Here is a 26,685-nt window from a genome sequence, read left to right on the forward strand (position 1 = left end):
TAATAGTCCAGACCAGTCTCGCCCAGGGCGACAACCTTGTCCAGGTTGAGTCCTTCTGAAATCTTCTGTTCCCAGTCAGGACCGGGATTCTGGACTTCTGAAGGTGAGACTCCAATTGCAAAAACCACATTGGAAGCAGACAACAGGTTGTTGTAAAGGTCAAAAAAATCGTACAGGTTGTTACAGATGCTCATGATATAGGAGACATTATCCTGTCTGGCTTCCTGAGTTATAATCAATTGCTCGAACGGATCTTCATGAATTAACCCGATGTGGGCGTGAGTATCAAAATACTGCATGTTATTACCGCTTATAATTAAAATAGGATGTTTGGAATTAAAATCTGCGGAATGTTTAACATATCCTGTTTGGACAAGTCAACCAATGACGTAGATCTCCTCAGGGCTTATAGGATGAATTGAGAACCCTGCTATATAGATATTATTAGCCCAATATGGGAACAAAAACAAGGAAAATATGAAAAAACAAGATTTTGTTGCATGGACATTCATCGTGGATATGATATAAAAATCTTATAAAAGGTAAAATACAACATTATTAAATGAGAACATGAATTCTCCTTTAGTTGAATTACCATTCTTGTTAAACCCCGAATTCGGGAGTATAATAAAAAAAATAAGTGAATAGGTCATATCTGATCCCCACAAAAGGGCTTTTCAGCCTTGTCTATTCCTTTAGGATTAGTGTAGATTTGTCGATAATGTAGTTGAATAAGCCTCAAGGAGCACAAGTGGCTGGCAAAAGAGTGAAAAGAACGTCCGGATATCCCTCATCAAAACGCAATTCCGGTTTACTTGGACGTTTAGGCCGGGTGGGCAGGCAAAAATTAACAATCATGCTGATACCCCATTCGGAGAAGAGGGTCTTTAATTTTCAGATATCCCTTCTGGCACTCAGCTTTATAAGCATACTCCTTATTTCTCTTGTTGTTACTTTTGTATGGCTAACCGCCGATTTCTCCGGTACAAATGACCTGCTGGCTTCCCGATCCCGTGATCTGGAACATTCAGAAGCCAGTCTGGAAGTCCTCAGGGATGAGGTCAATCAGCTGATAAGTTCTACCGAAACATTTCAAAAGACCCTGTCGGGAACCCTGAATACTCTGGGGATCGAATCGGCAGGAAGAGATGCTGCTGCCAATAGAAACGGTGATCTGACTTCATTCTTTAATGTAGAATCAGCTGAAAATGGATCTCTCAGTGAAACACTGGAAATTCAGAAGCTGAAAACAGCCCTGGATCAGTCTGTTACTTCTCTTGATGAGATAGGCCAAATTCTGAACTCTCAAAAAAGCCTCCTCTCCGATATACCCACAATGTGGCCTTTAAAAGGGGTGCAGGGTTATGTGACAGCTGTTTTCGGACCATCCATTCATCCTTTTTCCGGGCAGTGGTATCTTCATAAGGGTGTAGACATGGCCTATGGATATGGTGTTCCCATTATTTCAACGGCAAACGGTAAGGTTCTGGAAGTGGATTTTGATGAAGGTTATGGTAATTTTGTTGTCATCAGACATAAATATGGTTTCTATACAAAATATGCTCATCTCCAGCGAACCTATGTAAGGCCGGGGCAGGATATTTCCCAGGGAGATGTTCTGGGAACCATGGGAAACACAGGTTTATCTACAGGACCGCACCTTCATTATGAAGTCCGTATCGGCTCTCAGGTTGTAGACCCTGTCAAGTATATCAATATGACAGACAATCATGATATTTTTAACCGAGTCACACGCAATCTTCAAAAATACAAGTAGTATTCAAATCATTCCGGCATTGCACACTTCTGCAAAAAGTCGTCAATAATTCTCAGGCAGGACTATTTCGTTTTTTTCGGAATCGGGTTAGACTATTTTAGAATTTGTAATATAAGGGCTGAAAAATGAGCGATTATATAAAAAACCATTCCTTTATAAATTCCATTATTGGAGAGGGAACAAAATTCAGCGGAGAGCTGGTTTTAAATGGCCTTCTTAGAATTGATGGCGATTTTTCAGGGAGTATCAATACTAGCGGTAAAGTCTTAATCGGTAAAACCGGTCGGGCCGAGTGTAATATTGTTGCCGGTACGGCCGTCGTCGGCGGTGTCGTTCATGGCAATATTTTTTCCTCAGGAAAAGTTGTTATTCTGGCAACCGGAATGGTTGTTGGTAATATTCAGGCCTGTAAGCTGATTGTTGAGGAAGGTGTTCTTCTTCACGGCAGCTGTATAATCAAGGGAGAAGCTGATAACAGCAAAGACGCCGCCGTCCCTGTCGTTGGCAGCAGCTATTCAGTCGACTGGCATACTGAAGCCGTCAATTCTCCGGAAACCGTGGAGAGCCGCTGATGGACAAACTGGGGATAGTTGGAAGTACTCTGGTCCCCGCATCCGGAAATAGTCCGGATAAAAAGAAAGTCAGCAAAAAAAAGACCTCTGATGTCCACTTTAAGAGCCGCCTCGGAGAAGTTGATGATTCCCAAGTGGTTCATCCTGGTTCTTTGGCTGAAGGGCTTTCGGGCCTTGAAAAAGCAGAGGATCTTTTAGATGATGTTTACAAGCTGGGAGAGGAGTTGAAGCAGGATGGAACCCTGGGAACTCTTCATAAGTATCGTGAAGCTGTCAAGAAATTCTATAAATATGTGGTGACACGGAGTCTGGAAGCCTATCAGGTGGACGGGCGATTGAATCCGAAAACCATGTCCCGCAAGCAGTATACTTTGATCTCAATAGTGGATGAGAAACTTGAGAAACTGGGTGCTGCCGTGCTGCGGAGTCAGAAAGAGCAATTGAATATTCTAAAAAAAATTGATGAAATTTATGGTATCCTTGTAGACCTTACACGCTAAGGTCGATATCGGGCAGCTATGGATAACAGGAGATAACCGATGGGATCGGAAAAAAATAAAGAACCGAACAAGGCCGGGGTATCCGTGGATCTCAACCAATACCCGGACGGTCTGTACATGACTAAAATTATTCATTCCAGTGAAACCGAAGTCTGCATTCCCTTTGAAGGGGAGTCTCTGGCTCCTGGAGAGATGATCATTGTCAAGACCCGTTACGGAAATGATATGGTCAAGGTCCTGGGATCTGTGACTGATCTGAAACATGTCCGGAAAGGAGATCTTCGGGAGGTCGTCAGAAGGGCCAGTGAAGAAGATCTGAAGAAAGCCGAATCCTTTAAGGTGAAAGAAACTGATACCTTTAAGATCTGCCGCGACAAAATTGATATGCATAAACTCGATATGTCCCTGGTTTCGGCACACTACCTGCTGGACGAACCAAAGGTTATGTTCTTTTTCACCGCGGAAAACAGGATTGATTTCCGGGAACTGGTGAAGGATCTTGTCGCTATATTCAAGATGCGCATAGAACTCCGGCAAATTGGAGTCCGTGATGAGTCCCGGGTACTGGGAGGATTGGGGGTCTGCGGTCGGGAGTACTGCTGTCACAGTCTTACTGATCATTTAAGTCCTGTCTCAATCAAAATGGCAAAAGAGCAGAGCCTTTCCCTTAACTCAATGAAAATATCAGGACCCTGCGGCAGACTGCTCTGCTGCCTGTCCTATGAGTATGATTATTACCAGGAAGAAAAGCGAAAACTCCCCAATGAAGGTACCCGCATTAATTGGGACGGAATAAGTTTTAAGGTTATTGAGGTTAATATCTTTTCCAAGCGGCTCAGGCTGTTTGGTTCAGACAGTCGAACGCTGGACATCGGCACAGAGGAAATTTCATATAATAAGGAATCCCGGACCTGGGAAATAAATCCTTTGGAAATTTAGGCTACTCTTGTTGACAGTCTCTCTGGATCTCTGTTAATATCCATCTGCTAATGAATTAAGTAATGGAAGTAAGGGTGCAGGTTTAGTGCTTTTATTATCATGAACGATAGCAGCTTTGTAAAAGCAGCGAAAGTGTTATAGGAGTCAAATTATGGCAGGAGTTAGTAAGAATGCCCGTATCGGGTCTGGTACACATAAGTTTGTCCATTCAGAAGACGGCGGCGAAGTTAAAATGAAGTCTATTTTTCAAAATGGACGGATGAAACATGTTGCTGAATGTGAAAAATGCAAACGTCAGGAAAGAAGACCAAGCGATTTCGATTTAGCGTAATCAAAAAGGTTAACAGAGTAGAGCATATCTTGGGAATCAACCCGGGAGTGTGAAAGGTTATCTGTTAACGACACTTAAAAACCATGGGAGGTAGTAGAAGTGCCTAATTCACTAGATGCAGCTAAGAGACATCGTCAGAATCTCAAAGCTAGAGGACACAATCGTACTATCAGAAGTACTGTAAGAACGAGTATCAGAACTTTTGAAGCGGCTGTAACAGCCAAAGACAAGCCTAAAGCAGAGGAAGCCTACGAAAAGTTTGTTAAACTTATCGATACGGCTACTGGTAAGGGTTTGTATCACAAGAATATGGCTGCAAGAAAGAAGTCAAGACTTCATAACACGCTTGCCACAATGGCTTCGTAAAAAATCAAATCCTAATTTTTTTAGAGAAGAGATATGTCAGAAGAAAAGCTAACAAAAGCTGAGATAATTGAGCACATTTATGACAATTCATCTATCAGCAGAAAAGATATTCACAATGTGATTGATTCTTTTTTTGAAGAAGTGAAAGAGGCTCTTGAAGATGACAGAGTCGTAGAGTTGAGAGGTTTCGGAACCTTTGAAATCCGGACCAGAAAAGGTCGGGAGAAAGCCAGAAATCCAAAAACCGGTGAGATTGTGCCTGTAGAAAGTCACGGTGTTACTGTTTTTAGACCTGGTAAAGAACTGAAGAAACTAGCTTGGTCCCTGCGTAAATAAGGGGTTCGGGGTCTATTGATAGATTCGCTCTGACAGAGTTACACCTCACCTTGTCCATTTTTGGTTAAGGTGTTTTTACAAATTATCAGCGGTTTGACCGTGTATAAAGAATGCCTCCGGGCATTCTTTTTTTTTATACTTTTGAATATGTATCCGCGACTTTATGCCCTGGTGAAGGGGAAGATTGACAATCCCTGCCAGAAGGTGGACAATAAGGACAGGGGATGAGCCCTTCGGAGGGAAAGTATGATCTCTGAGACAAAAAGAGAAGTGCTGAGTCTGTTTGATGAAGGCCGGTTATTGTATAAGTCCAGAGCATTTGCGGAAGCCATGAGTAAATTCGCTGAAGCTCTTAAGCTGGACCAGGAAGACGGACCCTCAAAAGTATATTATGCCAGATGTAAAATGTATCTGGAAAATCCACCACCTCCCGAGTGGGATGGCGTTTTTATCATGACCACTAAATAGGAATAATATGACAGCATCATTGAAGGATATTGAATCCATTTCGACCATTCTTGGTAGTGAAACGGTGTTCAAGGGGACAATGAAATTTAGTAAACCTCTCAAGATAGACGGTAAATATGAAGGCCGCATCGAATCTGAGGGATTTCTATATATCGAAGAGGGAGCAGAAGTAAGAGCAGACATTCAGGTCGGTTCTATCGTTGTCGGCGGGATTGTCTATGGAGATATTGAGGCTTCAGAAAAACTGGAAATGCTCTCCACCGGACAGGTTATCGGCAATATCAGGACAGCAAAGCTGAAAATTGCCGACGGGGTCAAGTTCGAAGGCAAGTGCGATATGATCAGTGATCCTGAATCGGTGGATGTGTTTTCTGTTCCCGTAGACCAGCTGAAACAGGACCATAATGAGCTCTGATCTTCCCGGATCGACTCTTCTTGATCTCTGTAGAAAACAAAAAATTACCCTCGTTACTGCTGAATCCTGTACGGGCGGACTTATTTGTGCGTCATTAACAGACATTCCCGGTAGCTCAGATATTGTCTGGGGCGGTTTTGTCACATATGCCAATGCGGCCAAGATCAGGGCCTTATCTGTATCAGAATCTTTGATAGCAAAGAAAGGGGCGGTTTCCCGAGAGGTTGCCGAAGCCATGGTGACGGGTGCCCTGGCTATGAGTGACGCCGGTCTGGCTGTCGCGGTGTCTGGAATTGCCGGACCCGGAGGCGGCAGCCCTGATAAACCTGTGGGGACAGTCTGGATCGCTGTGTCACTGAAAAATGGAAAAATGTATTCAGAGTTGTTTCAATTCAGTGGGAGCCGGTCACAAATCCGCTGGAGCACTGTTGAAAATGCATTAAGAATCTGTAAAAAAATTATTTTGAATGATTCCTCTCTTGACAGTGAACAGAGCTGATAATATATTTGTTTCATAAATGATTTCCTGATTTCCGGGAATCATTCCCTAATAGCAAGTCTAAATCTTCACTTTTAAACTTATTACAAAGAAGAATTTTGAATAAGTTGACATATATAATTTTTAAATCAACATTATTTTTGGAGAATTTATGGCGATAATCCGGAAGAATCTGGACGATCCTCAGGTCGGTTCAATTGAATCCGACCCTACTGAGGGTCAGAAAGAACTGGATCTGAGAAGTGGTGCAGCGCAAGAGACGGATTCAAAAGAGTCGGTCGGTGAAGTAAAAGAAAAAACAATAACAGTTAAAAAGGCTGCCGTCAAAAAAAGAACGATTGTCAAAAAGAAAGAGCCTATTGTGGAACCGGCTGCTGAATCCCCTGAATCTGTACAGGAATCCGAAGAGGTAGCAACCCCTCCCGCAAAAAAAGTCCGGCGTAAAAAAAGCATAAAAGAAACAGTAGGCTCCGTTGTGGCCGGTACAACGAATGACTCCGGTTCTGTAACAGGGACCGTCACTGTCACTAGTGATATGGGTGAAACAGTTGAAGCAAAGCCTGAATCGACAGAAACTGTCCCGGCCGATGGGGCTGGTTCAGAGCCTGTACATAAAGCAGGTAAACAGGAAAATCACAGCTCCAGGGCAGATTCCTCTCGATCAGACGCATCCAGATCAGACGCATCCAGATCAGACGCATCTCGATCAGACTCATCTCGATCAGATTCCTCTCGATCAGATTCCTCTCGATCAGACTCATCTCGATCAGACTCCTCTCGATCAGACTCATCAACTCAACGAAACAACTCATTTAATAAAAGAAAAAGCGGAAAAAATAGACGGGATCAGAATTCTAACCGGGATTTAAACCGACAGGCGCGAAACCATCCGCTTCCCACTCCTGATCAACCCCGGATCACCATCAATGATTTGTCTATCATGACCATGCCGGACCTCAGGGCTTATGCTGAGGATCTGAATTTAGGCCGTGAGGACATGATCAGTCTTAAAAAGCAGGAAATCATTTTTTCAATTCTTAAGGCTCATATTGAGAATAATGGTGTTATTTTTGCTTATGGTTCTCTGGAAATATTACCCGACGGTTATGGATTTCTCCGTTCCCCACAGAACTCATATCTTCCCGGAAGTGATGATATTTATATCTCTCCTTCCCAGATAAGACTGTTTAATCTGAAAACCGGGGATACCGTATACGGCCAGATCCGTTCACCCAAAGAGGGAGAACGCTTTTTTGCCATGCTCCGTGTGGTTCATGTCAACTTTGATGAACCAAGTGTGGCTCAAACCAGAGTCTCCTTTGAGAATCTGACTCCCCTTTATCCGACACAGCGATTGAATATGGAAACAAATATTGCTGATCCATCTACCAGAATGATCAACTTGTTCTGTCCTATCGGGATGGGTCAACGAGGGCTTATCGTTTCTCCTCCCCGTTCGGGAAAAACTGTTATTTTACAGAAAATAGCCAATGCCATCACTGAAAATCATCCGAGTGTACAACTTATCGTACTTCTGATCGACGAACGTCCTGAAGAAGTGACCGACATGAAGCGCAGTGTTCAGGGTGAAGTCATTGCTTCAACATTCGATGAACAGGCCAGCAGGCATGTTCAGGTTGCAGAAATGGTTCTAGAGAAAGCCAGGCGTCTTGTAGAGCATAAAAAGGATGTTGTCATCCTGCTGGACTCAATTACCCGTCTGGCAAGAGCCTACAATCAGACCGTTCCCACTTCGGGGAAAATCCTTTCCGGTGGTGTGGATTCCAATGCACTTCATAGACCAAAAAGGTTCTTTGGAGCCGCCCGTAATATTGAACATGGAGGCAGCCTGACTATTGTTGCCACCGCTCTGATCGAAACCGGGAGCCGCATGGATGAAGTTATTTTTGAGGAATTCAAGGGTACTGGTAATATGGAACTGGTTCTGGATAGACGGCTGGCTGATAAGAGAGTCTTTCCGGCGATAAATATTAAAAAATCCGGGACAAGGAAAGAGGACTTGCTCTTGAGCAGTGAAGAACTGAACAAGATGTGGTTGCTCCGAAAGGTCATGAATCCCATGGATGATATGGAATGCACTGAAATGATTGTTGACAAAATGAGGAAAACCAAGAATAATGAGGCGTTCCTGAAGTCGATGAATTCGGCATAGGAAGTTTCAGGTTCTTTGAAACGGAGAACCGACGGAGGATAAATAGTTATGAAAGAAGGAATTCATCCCAAGTATGTGGATGCTACTGTTAAGTGCGCTTGTGGAAATGTCATTCAAACCCGTTCTACCCATGGGGATATGGAAGTTGAAATTTGCAGCTCCTGTCACCCCTTTTACACTGGTAAACAGAAATTGGTAGATACTGCAGGTCGTGTTGAAAGATTCAACAAGAAATACGGAATCAAAAGCAAAGACTGAAATTACTTCAGTTTAATGACAAAAAATGACCACTCCCTTCAGGGAGTGGTTTTTTGTTGCCCTTATATAGGGGCTTAATTTTCGGTCCAGGGTTTTTTTATTGAATTATTGGTGAACATGACGTAATATAAAAGTGGGTTTTTAACATCAGAATTTAAGGCTAAACATGGAAGATTTGCATACCCTTCATAAGAATATTTACGGAAAAGAACCGGATGTTATCGTTCGGGTTCCTGGAAAGCTTAATCTTATGGGGGAACATACGGAGTACTTTGAAGGACTCGTCCTTGCCGTGGCCGTAAACAAATTTATTGAAGTATCCATCTCTGAACGGGATGACAATTCACTAAGGGTTTACTCCGTAACTTATAATGAAAGAAAAAAGTCCTCCTTATCCGGTCTGAAATACAAAAGAGAGGACCGCTGGGCCAATTATGTTAAGGGTGCCATAGCCGTGATGCTTCAGCTTGGATGTCCGGTTAAAGGACTGGATATCACCATCAACAGTGAGATCCCGGAGCAGGTAGGGCTGGGTTCCTCATCCTCTTTGACACTGGCTCTGGTATCGGCTCTTAAAAAACTCTATGACTTTGAAATTTCTGATATTCAGCTTGTAGAATCTGCCCGCTTATCTGAATTGAAATTCATGCAGAAAGATCCCGGTCTGGCAGCCTGTGCTGTTTCCTATTTTGCCAAGGAAGATCAGGCCTTACTCATAGATACAAAAACCATGGACATCCTGACCATTAACATGGATTTCAAGCCCATCATACTCCTGGTGACAGATTCCAATGTTCCTAATGGAATCGGGTACGGCGAGGCTGATGATCTGAGAAAGGATTTTGATGAATGTAAGAAGCTGTTAAACAGCCATGGCCGTCATATCACTCTCAGAGATATGACGATACAGGACATAAGAGTTGAACTGGACCTTCTCCCCGAGCATCTCAGAAGGCGTTCTATCCATATAATTGAAGAAAATCTGAGGGTGAGAGAGTTGAAGGCAGCTCTGGAGCACAATGATCTGATCCTGGCGGGAAAGTTGATGTACCGCTCCCATGAGAGTCTCCGTGATTTGCTCGAAATTTCCTGTCCAGAACTGGACTGGCTTGTGAAAAGGGCCTTTGAAACCAATGGAGTCATGGGCTCCCGCATGGTGGGAAATGGCTTTGGCGGTTGTACAATCAACCTGATAAATGGTAATAATATTCCATTATACGATGAGCATCTTGAAGAATATGACAGGATATTCGGCTTCAAGGCGGATTATTTTATCTGCACTCCCGTATCAGGTCTGAAAGCATTACAGGATAAAGAGTAAAATTTCATGAAAATATTAATCACAAATGATGATGGGATTGAGAGTCCCGGCATATTAAGCCTCAGGGATGTATTGTCCCGGAAACACGATGTCTGGGTCATGGCTCCCGATGGAGACCGCAGCGGATACTCTCATTCCATTACCCTCAGGAATCCTGTGAAAATTGAAAAGCTGGGACATCACTTGTATCGCTGTTCGGGGACACCCGTTGACTGTGTTGTCTATGGGCTGGCGGGGTACCTGGAGGAAGACTTTGATGTCATTCTCTCGGGCATCAATATCGGTCCCAATATGGGGACGGATATACTTTATTCCGGAACGGCTGCGGCTGCCAGGCAGGGGGCTCTTAAAAATATTCCCTCCATAGCCTTGTCTTTAAATCAGTTTGAACCTCCCTTCGATTTTGACTCTATTTCCGAATTTTTACTCTACCGGCTTGAAAATCTGGTATCCCTTTGGGAAGACAGTTGTTTTTTGAATATGAACTTTCCCGATAAGATGGTTGAGAATAGTGAAATGAAATGGTGCTGGCCCGCCAAACGGATCTACCGGGACGAGATTGTCCAGTTTCAGCCTCCCAGAGAGAAAGGAACATTCTGTTTCCTTAAGGGGTGTCTGATTCAATCTGAAGAGGAGGAAGGATCGGATGCTCTGGCTGTGCATTCCGGTTTTGTGTCCATCTCAGCGATCTCTCTGTCCCCATCCATCGTACCCCATATCGGGTCGGTTAATGAAAAAGCCGGGTCAGTCTGCTGATGACTTTTCGGGAAGACGGTTTGAATTTATACAATAATGGTCTGTACCAGGAAGCTCTTGATGCTCTTTTGTCTGAAGATATTGATCCGGTAGATGACCCCGAACTGGCTTATTTGATGGGACTTTGTTATACCCGTCTGGAGGAGTTCAGTGCAGCAGTTTTCTATCTGGAAAAAGCCACGGAAAGGGACATCTCCCTTATCAGAGTCTTTCAGTGCCGTATGGTACTCAGTTATGTCTATAACATTACCAGAGATTTTAAGAGTGCCGAGAAACAGTTGAAGAAGGTTCTGGAAGACGGCTTTGAATCCTGCCAGATCTTCACATCTTTGGGTTATGCCCTCTGGAGTCAGAAGAAAGTGGAGGAGAGCATCGATTTTCTTTCCCGCTCTCTTGAAATGGACCCTGATAATGCAAATACCTTGAATTCCATGGGATATATCATGGCTGATGAGGGGATCAATCCAGAAAAAGCCGTCGAGTACTGCCATCTGGCATTGTCTTTCCAGCCGGATAATGGGAATTATCTGGATTCTTTGGCTTGGGCACTTTTCAGGACCGGAAAATTGAAAGAGGCCCGCAACTATGCGGAAAGAGCCTTGGATGCCGGTGCTGATAAATCAGTTTGCAGGGAGCATCTGAATATGATAGATCAGTATGATAAATTTTAAGAAGGCTTTGCCCCTTATTTTTCTTTTTCTCTCTTCCCTCTTACCGGCTCAACAGAACCGGGTTTCTGATTCAGTGGCAATCAGGGCGGCGGAAGAGTTGCGCTGGGGAGTCATCTCCTTTCATCAGGGTCTCTTTAATAAGGCCATCCTATCCCTCGAAAAATCACTGGCATTGGATGCGGGTAATGATTTGACACGTTTCTGGCTGGGACGGAGTTATTATCAATCCGGATTTGAAGAAGCCGCCCTTAACGAATGGGAAAATCTTATCTCCGGAGGGAAGGCCGGATCAACCTTGCTCAGTTTTGTTGAAATCATAACCGACCGGAGGGGGTTGGCCAGAGAGCTGAAGTCCAGCGGCCAACTCGTAGAACTGTTTGAAATTCCAAGGGAACAGGCAGGCATCAACTACTACGACCGACCTGTCTCTGTTGCGGCTTCGCCTCAGAGGGACGGAAGCTTTTATCTTCTTTCTTACCTGAATGGCAATCTCATCAGAATCACAACCACCGGACGGATACACCATGTTCTGGCCGGGGGGCTGCTGGGCTTCGACAGACCCTGGGACATTGCCTTTCTTCCTGAAAACAAATTGATTATATCCGAATACGGTGCGGATCAGCTCTCGGTCTGCAATCCCGAGGGTTTTAGAATCCAGACTATCGGTTCCAAAGGGACGGCACCTGGAGAACTTTTAGGACCACAGTATATGGCTGTTTCCGAGGATGGATATATCTATGTATCTGAATGGGGCAACAGGAGAATCAGCAAATTTAATCTAGAGGGTGAGTTCATCCTGAGTTTTGGTGAACGCCGTACGGACTATTCCGGTTTAAGTGGTCCCAGCGGGATTGCCCTGCGTAACAATAGTGTTTATGTTGCTGATTCCAAGAACGGAAGGATTGAAGTCTTTGATAAAAGCGGAAACTATCTCAAGCCTCTGATCAGAGATGGTCTGAAGTCTCCCGAAGGGCTGTTGTTTACTTCTGACAGTTCCCTGCTTATTGCCGATGCCGGACGGATCATGGTTTATAATCTGGAGAATGATGTCCTTTCTGTCTCTTCTGACCTGGGAGGCAAGGGGAAGAGAATCCTCAGTATCTGCCAGGATGAGAATGGTAATATAATCTCCGCCGATTTTGATAATAATTCTGTTTCGGTCATGACTGATGTCTCTACTCTCTATGCCGGTCTGTTCCTTAGAATCAACCGGATTGTTACGGATGAATACCCCCAGGTTCATGTGGATTTTACGGTGGAAGACCGTTGGGGGAAACCCGTTGTCGGACTGGATAAATTGAATTTTTTTATCAGAGAAAAAGATCGGAATGTAGAAAATTTTGAGATAAGCTATACGGGTTACAATAATCGTGACCTGAGTCTGGCTGTGGTGGTTGATAAAAGCAGCCGTCTTCAAAGCAGCGATGAGATCATGAGAGACGGTGTTCGGGAGTTGTTCCGCCACTTGAATCCCGGTGATGATCGCTATCTGATCGGGGCCATGGATGCACCCCAGCTGCTTGCCGAGCCCGGAGATAATACTTTGGATGCTCTGGTGCGCATGATGGATGGATGGAGCCCTACTAGTGATGTGGCTTCCGGATTGAGGCTAGGTGCTTCCTACCTGCTGCCCGGTCGAAAGAGGAAGGCCATGGTTTTCCTGACAGACGGGAATATTCATAGGGATACTTTTATCCAGTATGGACTGCAGGATATGGCGCAATACATGAAGAATAACGGTATTTCCTTCTTTCCTGTCTACCTGGATGCGGAGCTGCGGAATGAAGAACTGGACTATATCGCCCGGGAAACCGGCGGAACAAGTCAGTATCTCTTTCAGCCCAGGGGTATCCTTCCTTTACTGGAGCAGGTCCGGAGTGATGTGAACGGTTTTTATACGTTGACATATGATTCTCTGGCCTATTCTGATTTTGGAAGAGCCTATATCCCTCTATCGCTGGAAGTCAATTTTGTGAAAAAGAGCGGCAGAGATGAGATGGGTTTTTATGCTCCTCTGGAATATTGATCGTCTCTGATAAAATCGGCAGCGGATAAAAACCCGGATATATAAATGGTAAAATGGATTAAAATGAGAGCTCAGTTTCTGAATGAATATTGGGAGTCCCTCTGTCATGGATGTGGCAAATGCTGTTATGAAAAACATTTCCTCCCCAAGGGGACTCTTGTCATCGACTTTGACAGGCCCTGCCGGTTTCTGAATGAAGACATAAAACGTTGTACTGTCTACGTAAACCGCTTTAATGCCTGCAGGGAGTGCCAGAAAATCACTTTCTGGACGGCCTTGTTTTCTCCGGCCCTACCGCCGGACTGCGGTTATGTCGTAAAAATAAGGGGTGCCTTTAAGCACCCCTTGAAAACATTAAAATCCTGGAAATTTATTCGGCGTTTACTGCAATGAGCCGCCAACCTTCTCTGTATTCCCTGAAATAAAACTTGTGCAGTCTTCCGTAAAATCCAAACTCGTCATCAAATATCCTGATACCCTCTTCAGTCAGGCTGACACTCGCCACCCAGGAGCTGCCTTCCGGCATTATATAGATACGATTAAGTGAGTAGATTGAAACGGGATCGATCCTGTCCAAAGGGTATTTTTTGAAAACCTGCCGGACAAAGGTCAGAACTTCTTTTTTTTCAACACCATCGTCATAACCAGGCAGATAGAGTCTTGTTGACAGGAGAGACGCCAGATCTCGCTCATTTTCCGAGAAAACGGCGCGCATCAGTTTTCCAAAAAAATACTGAACTGCTGCCGGTTCTTTACCGCTTGGCCTGACGGGAGATAAAGTTGTCAATGGGCCGGCTTCTACGGGAGAGTCGGGGTAATCCATATTCTCTATTCCTGGAAAAATTTCATCAGCCATGCGTTTATATGCATCGCCTTTCTCATTCTCTCCCAATTCGCCATATTGTTCTCCCACAGCCAGATAGGCTCCGGCTATCACAAGTCTTTCACTCTCTGAATACTCTTCAAAAAAACTCTCACCAGCTGTCGCACTCATGGTGATTATAAAAAACATCACAGTCAGTAGGTTGAGAGGTCTGATTATTAAGAACCCTTTTCTGATATAATTCATAACATATCTCCCCGCATTGAATCATTGTTGTTCTTTTTTAGTATAGTACCAGCAAACTTAAAAGTAAATCATGTGTCTACTCTTATCCGTAAGATGATTTTTTTCCTGAACTCTCTGTCTTTAAAAATAACTGGTAAGCTGTCAAATAGATTGAAAGGGGCGGAAAAAATCAGTACATTAATGGAATGGCAGGACAAAACAGCTTTGATAGCGATTTTTTAAATCAGGTGGACGAAGGGCTCAAAGAGCCTGATATGTACAGAGTCCTTCTGTTGAATGATGACTATACAACTCAGGACTTTGTTGTAGAAGTTCTAGTGACGATTTTTCATAAACAGCCCGTGGATGCGACCCGGATCATGCTGGATGTGCATAAAAAAGGACGTGGTATGGTGGGTTTGTTTACCTTCGATATCGCTTCGACTAAGGTTAAGCAGGTAAAAGAGCTGGCTAAACAGAGGGAATACCCCTTGAAATGCGTCATGGAGAAGGCTTGAGATATGGATATCAGTCAGGAACTACAGATTATTGTCAACGCGGCCTATCAGGAGGCCAGAAGCCGGAAGCATGAGTATTTTACTCCCGAGCATCTTCTGCTGACGACTCTTGATTTTGATGCTCCCAGAGAAATGCTTGAATCCTGCGGTGCAGATCCGGATCTGATCATCGAACAGCTTGAGGAATTTTTCACCAAAAATATTGAGGTAGTCAGTGGCGCCGAGCCGGTGCAGTCAGAAGGATTACAGAATATTATTGAGCGATCCATGCTCCAGATGAGCTCGGCAGGAAAAGACATCATTCACATCGGCGATCTCCTGGTGGCTATTCTGGATGAGCCTGAAAGTTTTGCCTCCTATTATATGAAGAAATCCGGTGTTAACCGTCTTGAACTCCTCAGTGTAGTTTCTCATCCCATCGAAGATGAGCTTGAAGGCGTCAATTCCATGGACTCTGATTCGGAAGACGCTGCCGAAGAGCTTTCATCCCAGGAGGGCCGCGGACACCGACAGGACCGCAAGAGTAAATCGGCCCTTGCACAGTACACAACCGACCTGACCAGGCTGGCGGAAGAGGGGAAACTGGAACCCCTGATTGGACGGGAAGACATTCTGGAGCGGACCATACAGATCCTTTCACGCCGGTTGAAGAATAATCCTGTGCATGTGGGGGAACCGGGTGTCGGCAAAACAGCCCTCACCGAAGGTCTTGCCTACCGAATCGTGAATGATGATGTTCCCTCTTTTTTAAAGGGATTTCGGATATTTTCTCTGGATATGGGCAGCCTTCTGGCGGGAACCCGTTTCCGGGGGGACTTTGAAGAGCGGATGAAGAGGGTCCTCAAAGACCTTGAAAAGCTGAGTAAGTCCATACTGTTCATCGATGAAATCCATACCATTATCGGTGCCGGAGCAGTTTCCGGAGGTAGTATGGATGCTGGAAATCTGCTCAAACCAGCCCTTGCAAAGGGGCAGCTTCGCTGCATCGGCAGTACAACTTATGATGAGTATACAAAACACTTTGAGAAGGACCATGCCCTGGCCAGGCGTTTTCAGAAGATTGATATTCCGGAAACCACAGTGGAAGAAACTTTGAAAATTCTAAGGGGCCTTCAGGATGTCTATGAGATTCACCACGGTGTCCGGTACTCTGAAGAAGCCCTGGAAGCGGCTGTCAGGCTTTCTGATCAGTATATCAACGAAAAACACCTCCCCGATAAAGCTATCGATCTGATCGATGAGGCAGGAGCCTGGAAGGCCCTGAAGCAGGAAAAAGAAGGGGCTCCTCCCGACTCTCTTCCCGAAGTGACAGAGCAGGACATCGAAAAAGTGGTTGCCTCTATCGCCAGGATACCAGAGAGGAGCGTCTCTGCCAATGAAACGGATAAGCTTCGTGATCTGGACAAGGCCCTGAAGAAAAACCTTTTTGGCCAGGATGAGGCTGTCGATGCGGTGACCCTGGCGATCAGACGATCCCGGGCCGGTTTCCGGCAGGATCATAAACCCGTCGCCTCCTTTCTTTTTGTCGGCCCCACGGGGGTAGGGAAAACAGAGCTGGCCCGTTTGCTTGCCTCTGAATTGGGTGTGTCCCTCCACCGGATAGATATGAGTGAGTATCAGGAGAAACACACTGTGTCCCGACTCATCGGATCACCTCCCGGTTACGTGGGATATGAAGAGGGGGGATTATTGACCGATACAATTCGGAAAAATCCCCATGCAGTTCTTCTGCTGGATGAAATTGAGAAGGCCCATCAGGATGTGTTTAACATCCTTCTCCAGATGATGGATTATGCCACTGTCACGGATAACATGGGCCGGAAAGCGGATTTTCGGCATGCTGTCATCATCATGACCTCCAATGCGGGAGCCCGAAACCTCGGCAGAAGTCAGATAGGATTCGGTGACCGGGTCATGAATGGGGAAATCGTGAATGATGAGGTCAAGAGGATATTCACCCCCGAATTCAGGAATCGTCTGGATCAGATTATAACCTTTGCCAATCTGCCGGATGATGTTGTGATATCAATCGTTAAAAAGGAACTGGCCGGCTTTGAGACACAACTGGCCGCACGGAATGTTTCCCTGGAAGTCAGTGACTCCTGCATCGAGTTTCTGGCAAAAGAAGGGTATTCTCAGGAATACGGAGCCCGGAATATCTCCAGACTGATCGATGAAAAGATCAAGACATTCTTTGTGGATCAGGTCCTTTTCGGTAGTCTGGTTTCGGGTGGCAAGGCCCGGGCCGATATGAAAGACGGGGCTGTCTTCATTGAGGTTCTCCCCAGTGAGGGATGAGGAATTTCCCTGGCTGGAATACGACCAGTATTTCCCCTTTCCTCCCGAAGAAACCTGGGAGGATGATATCGTGGGAGTCGGGGGGAATCTGTCTCCAGGGCTCTTGATCTCTGCCTATTCCCAGGGTGTCTTTCCCTGGTTTAATGAGGGGGAGGACATCCTCTGGTGGAGCCTGGACCCCCGCTTTGTCTTGTATCCTGAAAACCTCAGGATCAGCCGGTCCATGAAAAAAGTCCTCAAATCCGGAAAATTCAGGGTCACCCTTGACTGCGCTTTCAAGGATGTCATGACAGGTTGCGGCAAGGTGCCCCGGAAGGATCAGGATGGTACCTGGATCTCTGGTGACATGTTAAAAGCATATTCAACTCTTCATGAATTGGGCTTTGCCCATTCTGTTGAAGTCTGGGAGGATGAGAGCCTTGTCGGGGGCCTATACGGTGTGTCCCTGGGGCGTGCTTTTTTTGGTGAATCCATGTTTGCCATCAAGGCAAATGCCTCCAAGACAGGATTTATCGCCTTGTCTTCTTTTCTGGAGGAGAAGGGATTTTCCTTTATTGACTGTCAGCAGCATACGGAACATCTGGGATCTCTGGGAGCCTGTGACGTACCCCGCAGCCGTTTCCTCAAGGAACTTCGGATGGCGCTGAAAGAAGGTACAATTCGGGGAAACTGGTCTGTTCTCTTTCCGGGATTTCCTGTATCTACTCAATGGAATAGACTGACAAGGCAGAACCAGGAGGTTCAAGGCTGAAAAAGGGGATTCTTTACCTCATTTTACTCCTGATCTCTCTTCTCTCTCTTTCTGCCCAGGCCGGTAATTTGAATGAAACAGACATTCTGGAACAGGAATACAGAAAGGGCCGTCTTGTGGATCTGGCTTTATCGGATATTTCCAAGGGCAACTACAAAGGCGCCCTGACCTACCTGGATGCTGCGATTGCCCTATCTCCACAAGAGACGACTCTGTATGAATTAAGGCTGTCGGTTCTTGATATTGTTATCCTCACTGAAGGAGGGGATACAGGCTCAGATATTGATCCGGAAGATCCGAATTTTACTGAGTTTTATCACCCTGATGATGAAGAAATTATCACCCCGGACTTTGCCCGGGAACTCCTCTCAGAATCTCAGAGGGAAGATCCCCGTATCAATAGAAATGCATTTTCTCTGACCCTGGGTGGTTCCTATGGTTTGACCCAGCCGGTGTATTTGGAGAATAATCTGGTTTTGTCAGGGGATATCACCACTCCCATACATCCCTTTTACCGACTTTCAGTGGGAACCCGATATTTTTTTAATGAATCCGTACGTCAATTTGGAATTGCTGCCCGATATAAGGGAGTGTTCAATAAGGAGGATCAGACTGATATGCTGGAGCATCAGTTTGACTTTACCTTTCATTACAGGGGGTTTTTTGCCGAAACCCTGGAGAGCAGGATGATTCTGGGAGCCAAGATAGGGGTAGGATATCTATTTCTGAAGGAGATGGAGAATGGGGAAATCCGTCCTTTGGAAAGTCACAATTCTCTTATAGCTGGTTTTTATTTTGAGGACGCCCTGCTGAGGTATCTATTCAAGGAGCAGAAGCTTTTTAAAAAGATTGTCATGGAATTTGATTTTGACTTTATCTTTTTTTCAAGCTTCAACGAAGTAAGTATGGTCCAGTTCTTAATGGGCATGGGCTACCAGTTCAACGAGGATTGGTCTCTGGGTATCTTCAATGAAATATTCAACAGTCCTGTCAATATCCAGGAAACAAACTCCTGGGAAGCCGGGATGAAATTGAAATATACCTATTAATCAGGAACATATTGCATAAAATGTGCCATCCGTCCGGGTTGCGCCCAGTTACAGGTCCCTTCCATATTCTGTTGTTTTAAGATTCTATTAATTCCAGGATGTTTCAAATCTGTAAGGACTCGTCGGGCTTCTTCTTCTGATCCAAAGGAACAGGCCGCCTGAAGGGCCTGATTCGGAATCCATGGTTTTCCCTCAAAAGTATGAAATATCCGGGGATTAAAATCCTTTTTTCCATAGGCCTCCCAGACGATTTTCCAGGATGAAAAAGTATAGGGTCCTACCCCTAAAAGGGTCCAGAATCTCCCCATTTTCATGGTACTGCCCAGCATGCTTCCCTTTCGGCTGGTCAGCTGATCCTTTTGATCTGATAAATATTGATAGGCCAGAGGATATTTTTTGATCTCTTCCAGTCCTAATACTTTTCCATTTCTCTTGTAGGGTAGAAATATAAAGCGGTTTGCCCTCTCTTTTCCCTTAAATTGTTCAGATGTAATCAGCGGGTAGACCAGCTGATCAGGCAGTAATACGGATCTGCTTTTATTGTACAGCCGTACTGTGTCTTCACTTTCTTTTTCGAGGCGGTCAAAGATGAAAATTTGATTACGTCCTCCCGTATTGATACCCTGTCTGGGACGTGAATCCGCTGCTAAACGGATCAGCGGGGGTGACAGCTCATTATCCAGTATTCTGTAGGAACTTCCCTGCTGGCCCACTGTGCCGGACATCTCACTCTTCCATTGACCCCTTTCCATCAGGGTCAGATAGGGAATCCTGTTTTTTTGAGGCTCCGATTTTTTTAAGGCGGTAAAACCGCAGCGTGTATTCACATCCTGAAAAACATTGTTTGCTCCAAAATCCCGTATTTCCTGGATACTGAAACAATCCCCTGCCAGTATCCCCTTGCGGAAGGTATTATGAGCCCCTTCATTGAGAAGGAGGGAGAGGGGTATGAAGAAATAGGCTTCTCCCCCCACTTTGAGGTGATCCTGCATGGCTTTTTGTATGATCAGGGCTGCCAGATCAATGCGTGAATGACCCAGAAGGATATGACGGCCCTTGCCGACGAGCCCATAATGCTTGAACAAGGCTTTCAGATCTTCCTTTTCCTCATCGGGAAGATCTGTGAAATTCAACCAGGGCGGATTCCCCAGGAGTATGTCCCATGATTCGGGTTCTACAGTCAGGAAATCCCTTTGACTCAGCATGTTCTGTGGAATTGTGAGGGAATAGGAGTTTTCAATCCTTTCCTTGAAGTTCAGGATAAACTCTTTTTCTTTTTCATAACCCTTGAGCCTGCCGAGCATGTCCCCTGTTATAGGGATCTTATTGTTTTGACAGGTCCTGATCAGGGCTTCCAGTAGTCTGCCGTTTCCGGCTGTCGGGTCCAGTACTGAGGCCCCGGAGGCCCACTTTCTATGGATGTTGTAGGTCTGAATCATGGTTTCGGCCATATCCAGGGGAGTAAAAAAAGCACCAATCTTTTTTTTATCAGTCCTGGTCAGTAGGAGGGGTCTGTTCATACTTTTTCAATAGCTCCTCGATATTTGTTTCATAAAAGCAAGTCGATAGTTCTGTTGAGATGGCCTCAATCAGGGGATCATTCGCAAATCCGGGTATAGGATTGCTGTAATGGCATAGTGCCTGGAGCAGGGCGGCGAGATCCTGACTCTTCAGGGGTTGGACAGGTACAAACCCTTTTCTCTTTTTATCGAGGATGACCTTATACAGGATTCTCTGTTCCAGGAGCGGCAGGAGTAAGTTTTCAGTATTCCTTTCGGGAAGATTCACGGCATTTGACAAAGCCGTCAAATCCGGAGGAGTCCGGGAGTCTTTGAAGGCCCGGATGATGATGGAATAGAGACGAAGGCTGTTGATCAGGGCTTCTCCCGGGGCGCTTGTTTTTAACCTCTTCATAGAGAAGTAAGAACGGTGCTGATGCACATAGGTCAATTCAGCGACGAGGAGCAGAATGATCCAGACCAGCAGCAGCCAGATCAGCATCAAAGGGACCATAAACAGAGACCCGTAAATGACGGATAAGCGGACCGACTGGGACGCCCAGAAACCAAACAAACGCTTGGACAGTTCCCAGAGGATGGATCCGGTGGCTGCCCCCAGGAGAGCACTCAGGGGATGAACCCGCCTGCCCGGGATAAGAGTCAGCAAAGCAAACTGTCCCAGAAATATAAAGAGGAAGGAGGCCATCCTTTTTTCAAAGATGGGATAGATCCAGGAGGAATCCATTTTTTGCAGAACCAGATTTATCATGTCTCCTGACAGGGTAATGCTGGCGCCGATGAACATTCCCGCAAAAATAATAACCGCCGTGTAAGTCATGATGCGCTGCAGCAGGTTCCGGTCTGTACTCACTCTGAATATATGATTGAGGGTGATTTCAATATTATTGAGTAGAGCCAGAACAGTCAGGATGAAGACAGGAGTTCCCAGAAGTCCCAGGCGTTTGCTGTTGTCTGCAAAGTCCAGGATGGCATTCTTGATGGGCTCCTGCATGACAGGCAGAAGGGTGTTGGCCAGAAACGTCTGCACCGATTCATCTGTCATGACAGGCCCGCCAAAACCTATGAGTATTGCCAGAAGGGGTACGATTGCCATGAGTGTGGAGTAGGCAAGACCTGCCGCTCTCTGAGGACCTGCATCGGCAAGAAAGCGAATGAGGATCTGCTCTAATAAGGTCATGAATCGTAGAAATCGGGTAATCATTTTTTTCATTGAGATATGTCGAAGATTATAGGGCAGGAATGTCATGTTCTCAAGACAGGAAAAAAAATTTCCGGTGATTCCCTGTCAGAGGAATCACCAATGGTTTTGAAAAGAATCAGGGAGGGGTTATTTCACCATTCAGGTCCCAGAGATCTTCCCAGGTCTGGCCGTCTTTCCACAGAAAAACCTGACCCTTGATGAGGCGGCAGTTCTTGTCAATCCTGGACAGCTCTTCCATCTCTTCGTCGGTCAGTAGATTTTCCACAGTCAATTTGATGTTGCTGAGGTATTCGTTTCTGTGTACTGAGAAGGGGATGGGTATCTGACCTCTCTGGACGGCCCATTTGAGGCAGACCACCGCAGGGTGGGCACCCAGACGGGCGGCAATTTTTTTAATAGCGGGATCTTCAATATCCACAGTATCGGTCTCAGATTTATCTCTGTCGGGCCTTGTGGGTGAACCGATGGGACAGAAACCTATGGGTACAATGTTGTTGGCTCGGACAAAAACAAACATTTCCTGCTGCTGGAAGTGGGGATGGAGTTCCATCTCGTTACAGGCCGGCTGTATTTTTGCATCCCTTAAAACAAGTTTTAGTTTGGGGATTGTCATATTGGAGGTACCGATATGTTTTACCAGTCCCATTTCTACCAGTTCTTCCATCTGTCTCCAGGTCTTCATGAAATTCTCATGGATATAGGGCTTGGCATCGGGGCTTCTTGAATCAACATCACACCCGGGAGCATGAAAGTTAGGGAAGGGCCAGTGCACCAGGTAAAGATCCAGGTAATCCAGCTGAAGATCCTTGAGGGACTGTTTACAGGACCCTATAACATCATCATGTTTATCATTCCATACCTTGGACGTCACCCAGAGGTCTTCTCTTTTGATTCCGCCATCCATTGCTGTTTTCAGGGAATTTCCGATAAGATCTTCGTTGCCGTATACAGAGGCACAGTCTATGTGTCTGAAACCGACTTTGATGGCTCCCAGCACTGCATCTGCAATATCCTGCATACTGAAGCGGTCGGAACCGAAGGTTCCCATACCGATAGCTGGAATTTCCTTACCAGTCCAAAGTTTTCTGGTGGGGACAATTTTTGGATCAACTCCATCTGGGGCGATGGAGAAGGCTTTTGTGGCTTCTGACATATTTCTCTCCTTGACAGTTTTAGTGTGTTAGAACACTTGTTTCATAGGTCATTTATACACTAGTTTCTCAGCTTTAGCAAAGGATTTCCGGATTTTATTTTAATCTTATGGATATTCTTGGGGGGAATGGTATAAATCAGGATCAAGACTCAAAAAAATTAGGATGCCCCGGTCGTTTGCTGGTATAATAAAATAAATTCAATTTTGGAGTTCTCAATGAATTGGGATTATTCTCTCTTTGATGCTGTACAACTCATGATCCCGATTTTCTGTTTCTTTCTGACATTCGCAGTTGTCATCATTTATCTGTTTCTCTATGGAAATTTCCAGAAGAGGATATACTCGACGGGATTCCTCTTCAGTCTGACCGCAATGTTTTTTGTCCTATTTGAATCTCTTGTTATTATTTGCGGCTGGTTGGGGCTGTATGAATCAGGCCGGATCTTCCATTTTGTCGGTCAGATGACGGCTTCCTATTTTATGTATACCATCCTGCTTTTTTCATCGGCTCTCATGGACAGGGATAATCTCTTTTCAAGAATAGTTCAAAAGATAGCATATATCGGCCTGGGAGTTGCAGTAGTGCTGACCATTGTCAGTCTTATCAAACCCGCACTTTTTATCTCTCTGACCCAGGCGGGGGAATACGGCTATCTCACTCCGGGGAACTTTGCCCGGGGAAAAGAGGGCATTCTACTCAGCCTGAGAGACCTTTTCATGGGGTTTTGTATCCTCGTTCTGATTTTTATGTCTATCATCTCTCTGGTGATAAACCGGGTGGATGTAAAAACCATTCTCATCGCTTCTGGAAATTTCTTTGCCACCTTTTCGGCTATTGATGATTTGGTTTTCTTTCACTTCGGCCGGAACTTTTATCTGAATAATTTCAGATATTCCCGCCTGTCCGTGGGGTTATCCCTTATGTCCTTTGTCATCATGATTGCCATCCTGACAGATTACATCATGACCCAGAATCAATTGGTTTTGACTCATGATGTTCTGCAGAGTACTCATAACAGACTCAAACTGTCTGAGCAGAAATACAGGCGCCTGGCCGAAGGTGCAGACCAGGCTGTTTTTTCCTTGTCCAGTGATTACCGGTTTATATCCTACAACAAGAAGGCCCGATTCTATTTTCATCTGTCCAAGGATGGGGTGAATGCTTCACTCCCGGATATTCTCGGCAATGCCGGAGGCCGTGAGACAAAAGGTGTTTCCAGGCAGATCATATTGGAACAGCTCAGGAATTTGAGCCGCGATATGAAGTCTGTCCGTTTCCATTCCATCATGAATGATCTCAGGACGGGAGAGCCGGAAGAACTTGAGTTCCATATTGATTATTTTGAGACAGACGATGGAGAGGTCGAATATATATGCCGGGCTGAAAGGATGAAAGCCAACCGTTTGATCCGCTGTATTGAGCAGGAAAAGCTTCAGTTGTCCCTGGAAAATTATATTATAGCCATCGATGATGTGACCACCAGGTTGACCAGTGCTCTCAATAAATATATGGACTCGGGGAGTGCTCTCATGATAAAGATGGGGCTTCAGGAGATCATTATCAATGCCATCGAACATGGCAATCTGAATATTACATTTGAGGAAAAATCCAGGGCTTTGAATGAAAACCGCTACCTCGATTTTATCAGGGAAAGGCAGATGGATTCCCGATATAAAGACCGCATGGTCAGGATCAATTATGTTTTGAACAAGGATGCGGTCCAGTATATGGTGACCGATGAGGGGAGGGGCTTCGATTTTAATGCGACCATGAGGATGGTGGACAGCTCGGTCGAACAGGATTTTCTGCCTCACGGAAGGGGTATAAATATGTCCCGTGTGCTCTTTGATAAGGTGAAATACAACAGCAAGGGCAATCAGGTCCTTCTGGTTAAAAAATTCGAAAAATAGAGATCAGGCAAGAAGGTCAACCTTTAAAGCCATATCGTCGGGAAGGGGTGCCCGGTCCGGATCAGTTTTATTTCTCTCTTCATACTTCAGGAGGAGCCTTTTTTCCTCGATTCGCTCCTCCTCCCTGAGTTGTTCTACCTCCCTCAGGGCCTCTTCTTTTTCGATTCTGTCCCAAAAATAGGACTCTGTAATGTCCTCCAGCTCCTGGATCGGTCTGATGTCGATCGGTTCAGGAACCGAGGTTTTCCCGATTCCCGTATTCATAGCGGATGTCTCCGAAATTGAGTATAACAGAGCCGTTTGTGACTCATATGATTGTTTATTGTTGATTTCATGATTCAGAGTCTCCTTTTCAGAAGACCCTGATGATCAGACTTTGAATCCGAAGTTCGCCGGAATGACCCTGCGTCTGAAATCTTCATTGAAATAGCGGTCGGTCATGCTGGCAATATAGTCCACGGCTATCCGCTCTGGTGCTGTTTCTTCGATGTAGGTCGGTTTCATTTTCAGATAAGCCCATTTGTATATAAAACTGTTTTCATCTCTGGAAATAAGCTCCTTGCAAAAAGCCTGATAAAGATAGCGGAACATCTTTTCGATCTTGTGATCTTCCGATTTTTTCTCAGGATTAAGGTAAATTTTTTTATAGTTGAACTGAAGCAGATCCTGCAGGGCCTTTTGAATGTCTAATGAGAAATTGAGACCTTTTTTACCGTAACTCTGTTCAATCAGATCAAAAGAAAGGGTCCGGATTATTCTGTCATTTCTGTCGCCCAGAACGGCCTGAATCGCCGGAGGAATTTCCTCTCTTTTCAGCATGCCGATGGTTATGGCATCTTCAATATCCCGGCCTATATAGGCAATCACATCGGATACCCTGACGACACAACCTTCCAGTGTCATGGGACGCAGAGTGGAGGAACTGCCCTTGTGGGTAAAGCAGTTCTGGTATTCCTCCAGGACTTTTTCGGCGCTCTTGTTTTTCTCTGGAATATAAATATCTTCCAGAAGCTCGCCGTTATGACAGAGGATACCGTCGAGAACCTGAATTGTCAGATTCAATCCTCGCCCATTATTCTCCAGCTCTTTCAGGGTTCTGACGCTTTGGCCATTATGAGAGAAATATCCGATATTCTGTTCTTCACAAAGGGCATTCAGAATTCGTTCCCCGTCATGACCGTAGGGTACATGCCCCAGATCATGGCCCAGGGCGATGGCTTCAATCAAATCTTCATTCAGTTTGAGGGCTCTCCCAATCTGACGGGCGATTTTTGAAACGAGTTGTACATGGAGCACCCTGTGGGTAATGTTATCATTCTGAAAAAGATAGAAGACCTGGGTCTTGTCTATGTACCGGGTGTAGGAGGGAGAGTGGATGATTCTGTCCGTATCCCTGGTGAAGGAGCTGCGAATATCATCCTGATTCTTATCATGGGTCTCCGGAGTCAGGCGGATACCTCTGCTGCTGGGGCAGGCTTCGGGTGAGAGTGTGAGCTCTTCTCTCTGTTTATTCTGTGCCAGAATTGTCGATACCAGTCTGCTGTTCACTTCATTTCCTCATGGGCTTTATTCAGTTGTTCACTGTAGTATTCCAGAAAATCTTCCTTATCCTTCAATCGGTACTGCATGATCCATCGCGGATGGGGTAGAGGAAGAGATCTCCCCGTGGATCTGATAAAGGATAGATAGTGAGAGGCAAAAGTGTCCTGAGGAGAAGGCATACTCTTTTTTACCCTATATTTTCTCTTTTTGCCAGTTCATTTCGGCTTTGCCGGAATATACTCTCCTGAGGAGACCTTGTATTATTTCAAAAATTTGGTTCTGGTGG

At 45.3% G+C, this 26,685-nt stretch carries 30 protein-coding genes; 22 read left to right on the forward strand and 8 right to left on the reverse strand.

Annotated features, from left to right (window positions below):
* Positions 1 to 299: TatD family hydrolase (locus PF479_RS06135; protein ID WP_298003592.1), on the reverse strand; the 299-nt coding region annotated here is incomplete at its 3' end.
* A gap of 452 nt (positions 300 to 751) precedes the next feature.
* Here PF479_RS06135 and PF479_RS06140 point away from each other — a divergent pair.
* The 17 genes from PF479_RS06140 to PF479_RS06220 all read left to right on the forward strand — a co-directional run bounded on the left by PF479_RS06140 (position 752) and on the right by PF479_RS06220 (position 13,801).
* On the forward strand, positions 752 to 1,777 hold the full coding sequence (locus PF479_RS06140) for a M23 family metallopeptidase (RefSeq protein ID WP_298003594.1): 1,026 nt from the start codon (positions 752 to 754) through the stop codon (positions 1,775 to 1,777).
* A gap of 125 nt (positions 1,778 to 1,902) precedes the next feature.
* Positions 1,903 to 2,349 carry a polymer-forming cytoskeletal protein gene (locus PF479_RS06145; RefSeq protein ID WP_298003598.1) on the forward strand — a complete coding sequence of 149 codons (447 nt, stop codon included), beginning with the start codon at positions 1,903 to 1,905 and terminating at the stop codon, positions 2,347 to 2,349.
* A complete protein-coding gene (locus PF479_RS06150; RefSeq protein WP_298003602.1) occupies positions 2,349 to 2,849 on the forward strand; it encodes a YaaR family protein in 501 nt (166 codons plus the stop codon). Before PF479_RS06145 ends, PF479_RS06150 begins: the two co-directional genes overlap by 1 nt.
* 39 nt (positions 2,850 to 2,888) lie before the next feature.
* Positions 2,889 to 3,788, forward strand: coding sequence for a regulatory iron-sulfur-containing complex subunit RicT (locus tag PF479_RS06155; protein ID WP_298003604.1), 900 nt, complete (start codon positions 2,889 to 2,891; stop codon positions 3,786 to 3,788).
* A 151-nt stretch (positions 3,789 to 3,939) separates the two neighbouring features.
* The gene (locus tag PF479_RS06160; RefSeq protein ID WP_298003607.1) at positions 3,940 to 4,119 is read left to right on the forward strand and encodes a hypothetical protein; all 180 of its coding nucleotides are present in this window, start codon (positions 3,940 to 3,942) and stop codon (positions 4,117 to 4,119) included.
* A gap of 99 nt (positions 4,120 to 4,218) precedes the next feature.
* Positions 4,219 to 4,485, forward strand: a complete 267-nt coding sequence (gene rpsT, locus PF479_RS06165) for a 30S ribosomal protein S20 (protein ID WP_298003610.1) — start codon at positions 4,219 to 4,221, stop codon at positions 4,483 to 4,485.
* A gap of 33 nt (positions 4,486 to 4,518) precedes the next feature.
* On the forward strand, positions 4,519 to 4,821 hold the full coding sequence (locus PF479_RS06170; protein ID WP_149484748.1) for an HU family DNA-binding protein: 303 nt from the start codon (positions 4,519 to 4,521) through the stop codon (positions 4,819 to 4,821).
* Positions 4,822 to 5,067: 246 nt separating this feature from the next.
* Complete coding sequence (locus tag PF479_RS06175; RefSeq protein ID WP_298003617.1) at positions 5,068 to 5,289, forward strand: hypothetical protein; 222 nt, start codon at positions 5,068 to 5,070, stop codon at positions 5,287 to 5,289.
* A 7-nt stretch (positions 5,290 to 5,296) separates the two neighbouring features.
* Positions 5,297 to 5,704: a polymer-forming cytoskeletal protein gene (locus tag PF479_RS06180; RefSeq protein ID WP_298003620.1), complete on the forward strand. Its 408-nt coding sequence runs from the start codon at positions 5,297 to 5,299 to the stop codon at positions 5,702 to 5,704.
* Positions 5,694 to 6,203, forward strand: a complete 510-nt coding sequence (locus PF479_RS06185) for a CinA family protein (RefSeq protein ID WP_298003623.1) — start codon at positions 5,694 to 5,696, stop codon at positions 6,201 to 6,203. The genes PF479_RS06180 and PF479_RS06185 overlap by 11 nt, the downstream gene beginning before the upstream one ends.
* A 151-nt stretch (positions 6,204 to 6,354) precedes the next feature.
* Positions 6,355 to 8,376 (forward strand): transcription termination factor Rho, encoded by a 2,022-nt coding sequence (gene rho / locus PF479_RS06190; protein WP_367277208.1) that lies wholly within the window; start codon positions 6,355 to 6,357, stop codon positions 8,374 to 8,376.
* A gap of 48 nt (positions 8,377 to 8,424) precedes the next feature.
* Entirely contained in the window at positions 8,425 to 8,634 is a 210-nt protein-coding gene (rpmE, locus tag PF479_RS06195) for a 50S ribosomal protein L31 (protein ID WP_298003626.1), read from the forward strand.
* Positions 8,635 to 8,800: 166 nt separating this feature from the next.
* Entirely contained in the window at positions 8,801 to 9,955 is a 1,155-nt protein-coding gene (galK, locus tag PF479_RS06200; protein ID WP_298003628.1) for a galactokinase, read from the forward strand.
* Between the two features lie 6 nt (positions 9,956 to 9,961).
* Positions 9,962 to 10,711 carry a 5'/3'-nucleotidase SurE gene (gene surE, locus PF479_RS06205; RefSeq protein WP_298003631.1) on the forward strand — a complete coding sequence of 250 codons (750 nt, stop codon included), beginning with the start codon at positions 9,962 to 9,964 and terminating at the stop codon, positions 10,709 to 10,711.
* Positions 10,712 to 10,731: 20 nt separating this feature from the next.
* Positions 10,732 to 11,382: a tetratricopeptide repeat protein gene (locus PF479_RS06210; protein ID WP_298003634.1), complete on the forward strand. Its 651-nt coding sequence runs from the start codon at positions 10,732 to 10,734 to the stop codon at positions 11,380 to 11,382.
* Positions 11,369 to 13,408, forward strand: coding sequence for a hypothetical protein (locus tag PF479_RS06215; RefSeq protein WP_298003637.1), 2,040 nt, complete (start codon positions 11,369 to 11,371; stop codon positions 13,406 to 13,408). The genes PF479_RS06210 and PF479_RS06215 overlap by 14 nt, the downstream gene beginning before the upstream one ends.
* A 45-nt stretch (positions 13,409 to 13,453) precedes the next feature.
* Complete coding sequence (locus PF479_RS06220) at positions 13,454 to 13,801, forward strand: hypothetical protein (protein ID WP_298003639.1); 348 nt, start codon at positions 13,454 to 13,456, stop codon at positions 13,799 to 13,801.
* Here the strand turns inward: PF479_RS06220 and PF479_RS06225 are convergent.
* Positions 13,779 to 14,477, reverse strand: coding sequence for a hypothetical protein (locus tag PF479_RS06225; RefSeq protein ID WP_298003642.1), 699 nt, complete (start codon positions 14,475 to 14,477; stop codon positions 13,779 to 13,781). The genes PF479_RS06220 and PF479_RS06225 overlap by 23 nt on opposite strands.
* Positions 14,478 to 14,662: 185 nt before the next feature.
* Between PF479_RS06225 and clpS the strand changes: the two genes are divergently transcribed.
* From clpS to PF479_RS06245, 4 genes are all read left to right on the forward strand, one after another.
* Positions 14,663 to 14,974 (forward strand): ATP-dependent Clp protease adapter ClpS, encoded by a 312-nt coding sequence (gene clpS / locus PF479_RS06230; RefSeq protein WP_298003645.1) that lies wholly within the window; start codon positions 14,663 to 14,665, stop codon positions 14,972 to 14,974.
* 3 nt (positions 14,975 to 14,977) lie between these two features.
* Positions 14,978 to 17,272 (forward strand): ATP-dependent Clp protease ATP-binding subunit ClpA, encoded by a 2,295-nt coding sequence (clpA, locus tag PF479_RS06235; RefSeq protein ID WP_298003648.1) that lies wholly within the window; start codon positions 14,978 to 14,980, stop codon positions 17,270 to 17,272.
* Positions 17,262 to 18,023, forward strand: coding sequence for a leucyl/phenylalanyl-tRNA--protein transferase (gene aat, locus PF479_RS06240; RefSeq protein WP_298003651.1), 762 nt, complete (start codon positions 17,262 to 17,264; stop codon positions 18,021 to 18,023). The genes clpA and aat overlap by 11 nt, the downstream gene beginning before the upstream one ends.
* A 68-nt stretch (positions 18,024 to 18,091) precedes the next feature.
* Positions 18,092 to 19,072, forward strand: coding sequence for a hypothetical protein (locus PF479_RS06245; protein ID WP_298003654.1), 981 nt, complete (start codon positions 18,092 to 18,094; stop codon positions 19,070 to 19,072).
* Here PF479_RS06245 and PF479_RS06250 read toward each other — a convergent pair.
* From PF479_RS06250 to PF479_RS06260, 3 genes are all read right to left on the reverse strand, one after another.
* Positions 19,069 to 20,592 (reverse strand): N-6 DNA methylase, encoded by a 1,524-nt coding sequence (locus PF479_RS06250; RefSeq protein WP_298003658.1) that lies wholly within the window; start codon positions 20,590 to 20,592, stop codon positions 19,069 to 19,071. The two genes, PF479_RS06245 and PF479_RS06250, sit on opposite strands and share 4 nt — an antisense overlap.
* Positions 20,561 to 21,802 carry a YihY/virulence factor BrkB family protein gene (locus tag PF479_RS06255; protein WP_298003660.1) on the reverse strand — a complete coding sequence of 414 codons (1,242 nt, stop codon included), beginning with the start codon at positions 21,800 to 21,802 and terminating at the stop codon, positions 20,561 to 20,563. Before PF479_RS06255 ends, PF479_RS06250 begins: the two co-directional genes overlap by 32 nt.
* A 106-nt stretch (positions 21,803 to 21,908) precedes the next feature.
* Positions 21,909 to 22,946 (reverse strand): aldo/keto reductase, encoded by a 1,038-nt coding sequence (locus PF479_RS06260; protein WP_298003663.1) that lies wholly within the window; start codon positions 22,944 to 22,946, stop codon positions 21,909 to 21,911.
* Positions 22,947 to 23,162: 216 nt separating this feature from the next.
* On the opposite strand from PF479_RS06260, the gene PF479_RS06265 reads away from it, so the two are divergent.
* Positions 23,163 to 24,857 (forward strand): ATP-binding protein, encoded by a 1,695-nt coding sequence (locus PF479_RS06265; RefSeq protein WP_298003666.1) that lies wholly within the window; start codon positions 23,163 to 23,165, stop codon positions 24,855 to 24,857.
* A 3-nt stretch (positions 24,858 to 24,860) separates the two neighbouring features.
* Here PF479_RS06265 and PF479_RS06270 read toward each other — a convergent pair whose 3' ends face one another.
* The 3 genes from PF479_RS06270 to PF479_RS06280 form a co-directional block, all read right to left on the reverse strand.
* Positions 24,861 to 25,121, reverse strand: coding sequence for a hypothetical protein (locus tag PF479_RS06270; protein ID WP_298003668.1), 261 nt, complete (start codon positions 25,119 to 25,121; stop codon positions 24,861 to 24,863).
* Positions 25,122 to 25,226: 105 nt separating this feature from the next.
* Positions 25,227 to 26,405 (reverse strand): HD domain-containing protein, encoded by a 1,179-nt coding sequence (locus tag PF479_RS06275; protein WP_298003672.1) that lies wholly within the window; start codon positions 26,403 to 26,405, stop codon positions 25,227 to 25,229.
* The gene (locus PF479_RS06280) at positions 26,402 to 26,578 is read right to left on the reverse strand and encodes a hypothetical protein (RefSeq protein ID WP_298003674.1); all 177 of its coding nucleotides are present in this window, start codon (positions 26,576 to 26,578) and stop codon (positions 26,402 to 26,404) included. Before PF479_RS06280 ends, PF479_RS06275 begins: the two co-directional genes overlap by 4 nt.
* Between the last annotated feature and the right edge of the window lie 107 nt (positions 26,579 to 26,685).

This window comes from Oceanispirochaeta sp., assembly GCF_027859075.1.
Classification (GTDB): domain Bacteria; phylum Spirochaetota; class Spirochaetia; order DSM-2461; family DSM-2461; genus Oceanispirochaeta.

Coding starts and splice junctions, on each gene's coding strand:
- PF479_RS06145 (WP_298003598.1), top strand. CDS start 1,903: ATGAGCGATTATATAAAAAACCATTCCTTTATAAATTCCATTATTGGA.
- PF479_RS06150 (WP_298003602.1), top strand. CDS start 2,349: ATGGACAAACTGGGGATAGTTGGAAGTACTCTGGTCCCCGCATCCGGA.
- PF479_RS06155 (WP_298003604.1), top strand. CDS start 2,889: ATGGGATCGGAAAAAAATAAAGAACCGAACAAGGCCGGGGTATCCGTG.
- PF479_RS06160 (WP_298003607.1), top strand. CDS start 3,940: ATGGCAGGAGTTAGTAAGAATGCCCGTATCGGGTCTGGTACACATAAG.
- PF479_RS06170 (WP_149484748.1), top strand. CDS start 4,519: ATGTCAGAAGAAAAGCTAACAAAAGCTGAGATAATTGAGCACATTTAT.
- PF479_RS06175 (WP_298003617.1), top strand. CDS start 5,068: ATGATCTCTGAGACAAAAAGAGAAGTGCTGAGTCTGTTTGATGAAGGC.
- PF479_RS06180 (WP_298003620.1), top strand. CDS start 5,297: ATGACAGCATCATTGAAGGATATTGAATCCATTTCGACCATTCTTGGT.
- PF479_RS06185 (WP_298003623.1), top strand. CDS start 5,694: ATGAGCTCTGATCTTCCCGGATCGACTCTTCTTGATCTCTGTAGAAAA.
- rho (WP_367277208.1), top strand. CDS start 6,355: ATGGCGATAATCCGGAAGAATCTGGACGATCCTCAGGTCGGTTCAATT.
- rpmE (WP_298003626.1), top strand. CDS start 8,425: ATGAAAGAAGGAATTCATCCCAAGTATGTGGATGCTACTGTTAAGTGC.
- galK (WP_298003628.1), top strand. CDS start 8,801: ATGGAAGATTTGCATACCCTTCATAAGAATATTTACGGAAAAGAACCG.
- surE (WP_298003631.1), top strand. CDS start 9,962: ATGAAAATATTAATCACAAATGATGATGGGATTGAGAGTCCCGGCATA.
- PF479_RS06215 (WP_298003637.1), top strand. CDS start 11,369: ATGATAAATTTTAAGAAGGCTTTGCCCCTTATTTTTCTTTTTCTCTCT.
- PF479_RS06220 (WP_298003639.1), top strand. CDS start 13,454: ATGGTAAAATGGATTAAAATGAGAGCTCAGTTTCTGAATGAATATTGG.
- PF479_RS06225 (WP_298003642.1), bottom strand. CDS start 14,477: ATGAATTATATCAGAAAAGGGTTCTTAATAATCAGACCTCTCAACCTA.
- clpS (WP_298003645.1), top strand. CDS start 14,663: ATGGCAGGACAAAACAGCTTTGATAGCGATTTTTTAAATCAGGTGGAC.
- clpA (WP_298003648.1), top strand. CDS start 14,978: ATGGATATCAGTCAGGAACTACAGATTATTGTCAACGCGGCCTATCAG.
- PF479_RS06250 (WP_298003658.1), bottom strand. CDS start 20,592: ATGAACAGACCCCTCCTACTGACCAGGACTGATAAAAAAAAGATTGGT.
- PF479_RS06255 (WP_298003660.1), bottom strand. CDS start 21,802: ATGAAAAAAATGATTACCCGATTTCTACGATTCATGACCTTATTAGAG.
- PF479_RS06260 (WP_298003663.1), bottom strand. CDS start 22,946: ATGTCAGAAGCCACAAAAGCCTTCTCCATCGCCCCAGATGGAGTTGAT.
- PF479_RS06265 (WP_298003666.1), top strand. CDS start 23,163: ATGAATTGGGATTATTCTCTCTTTGATGCTGTACAACTCATGATCCCG.
- PF479_RS06270 (WP_298003668.1), bottom strand. CDS start 25,121: ATGAATACGGGAATCGGGAAAACCTCGGTTCCTGAACCGATCGACATC.
- PF479_RS06280 (WP_298003674.1), bottom strand. CDS start 26,578: ATGCCTTCTCCTCAGGACACTTTTGCCTCTCACTATCTATCCTTTATC.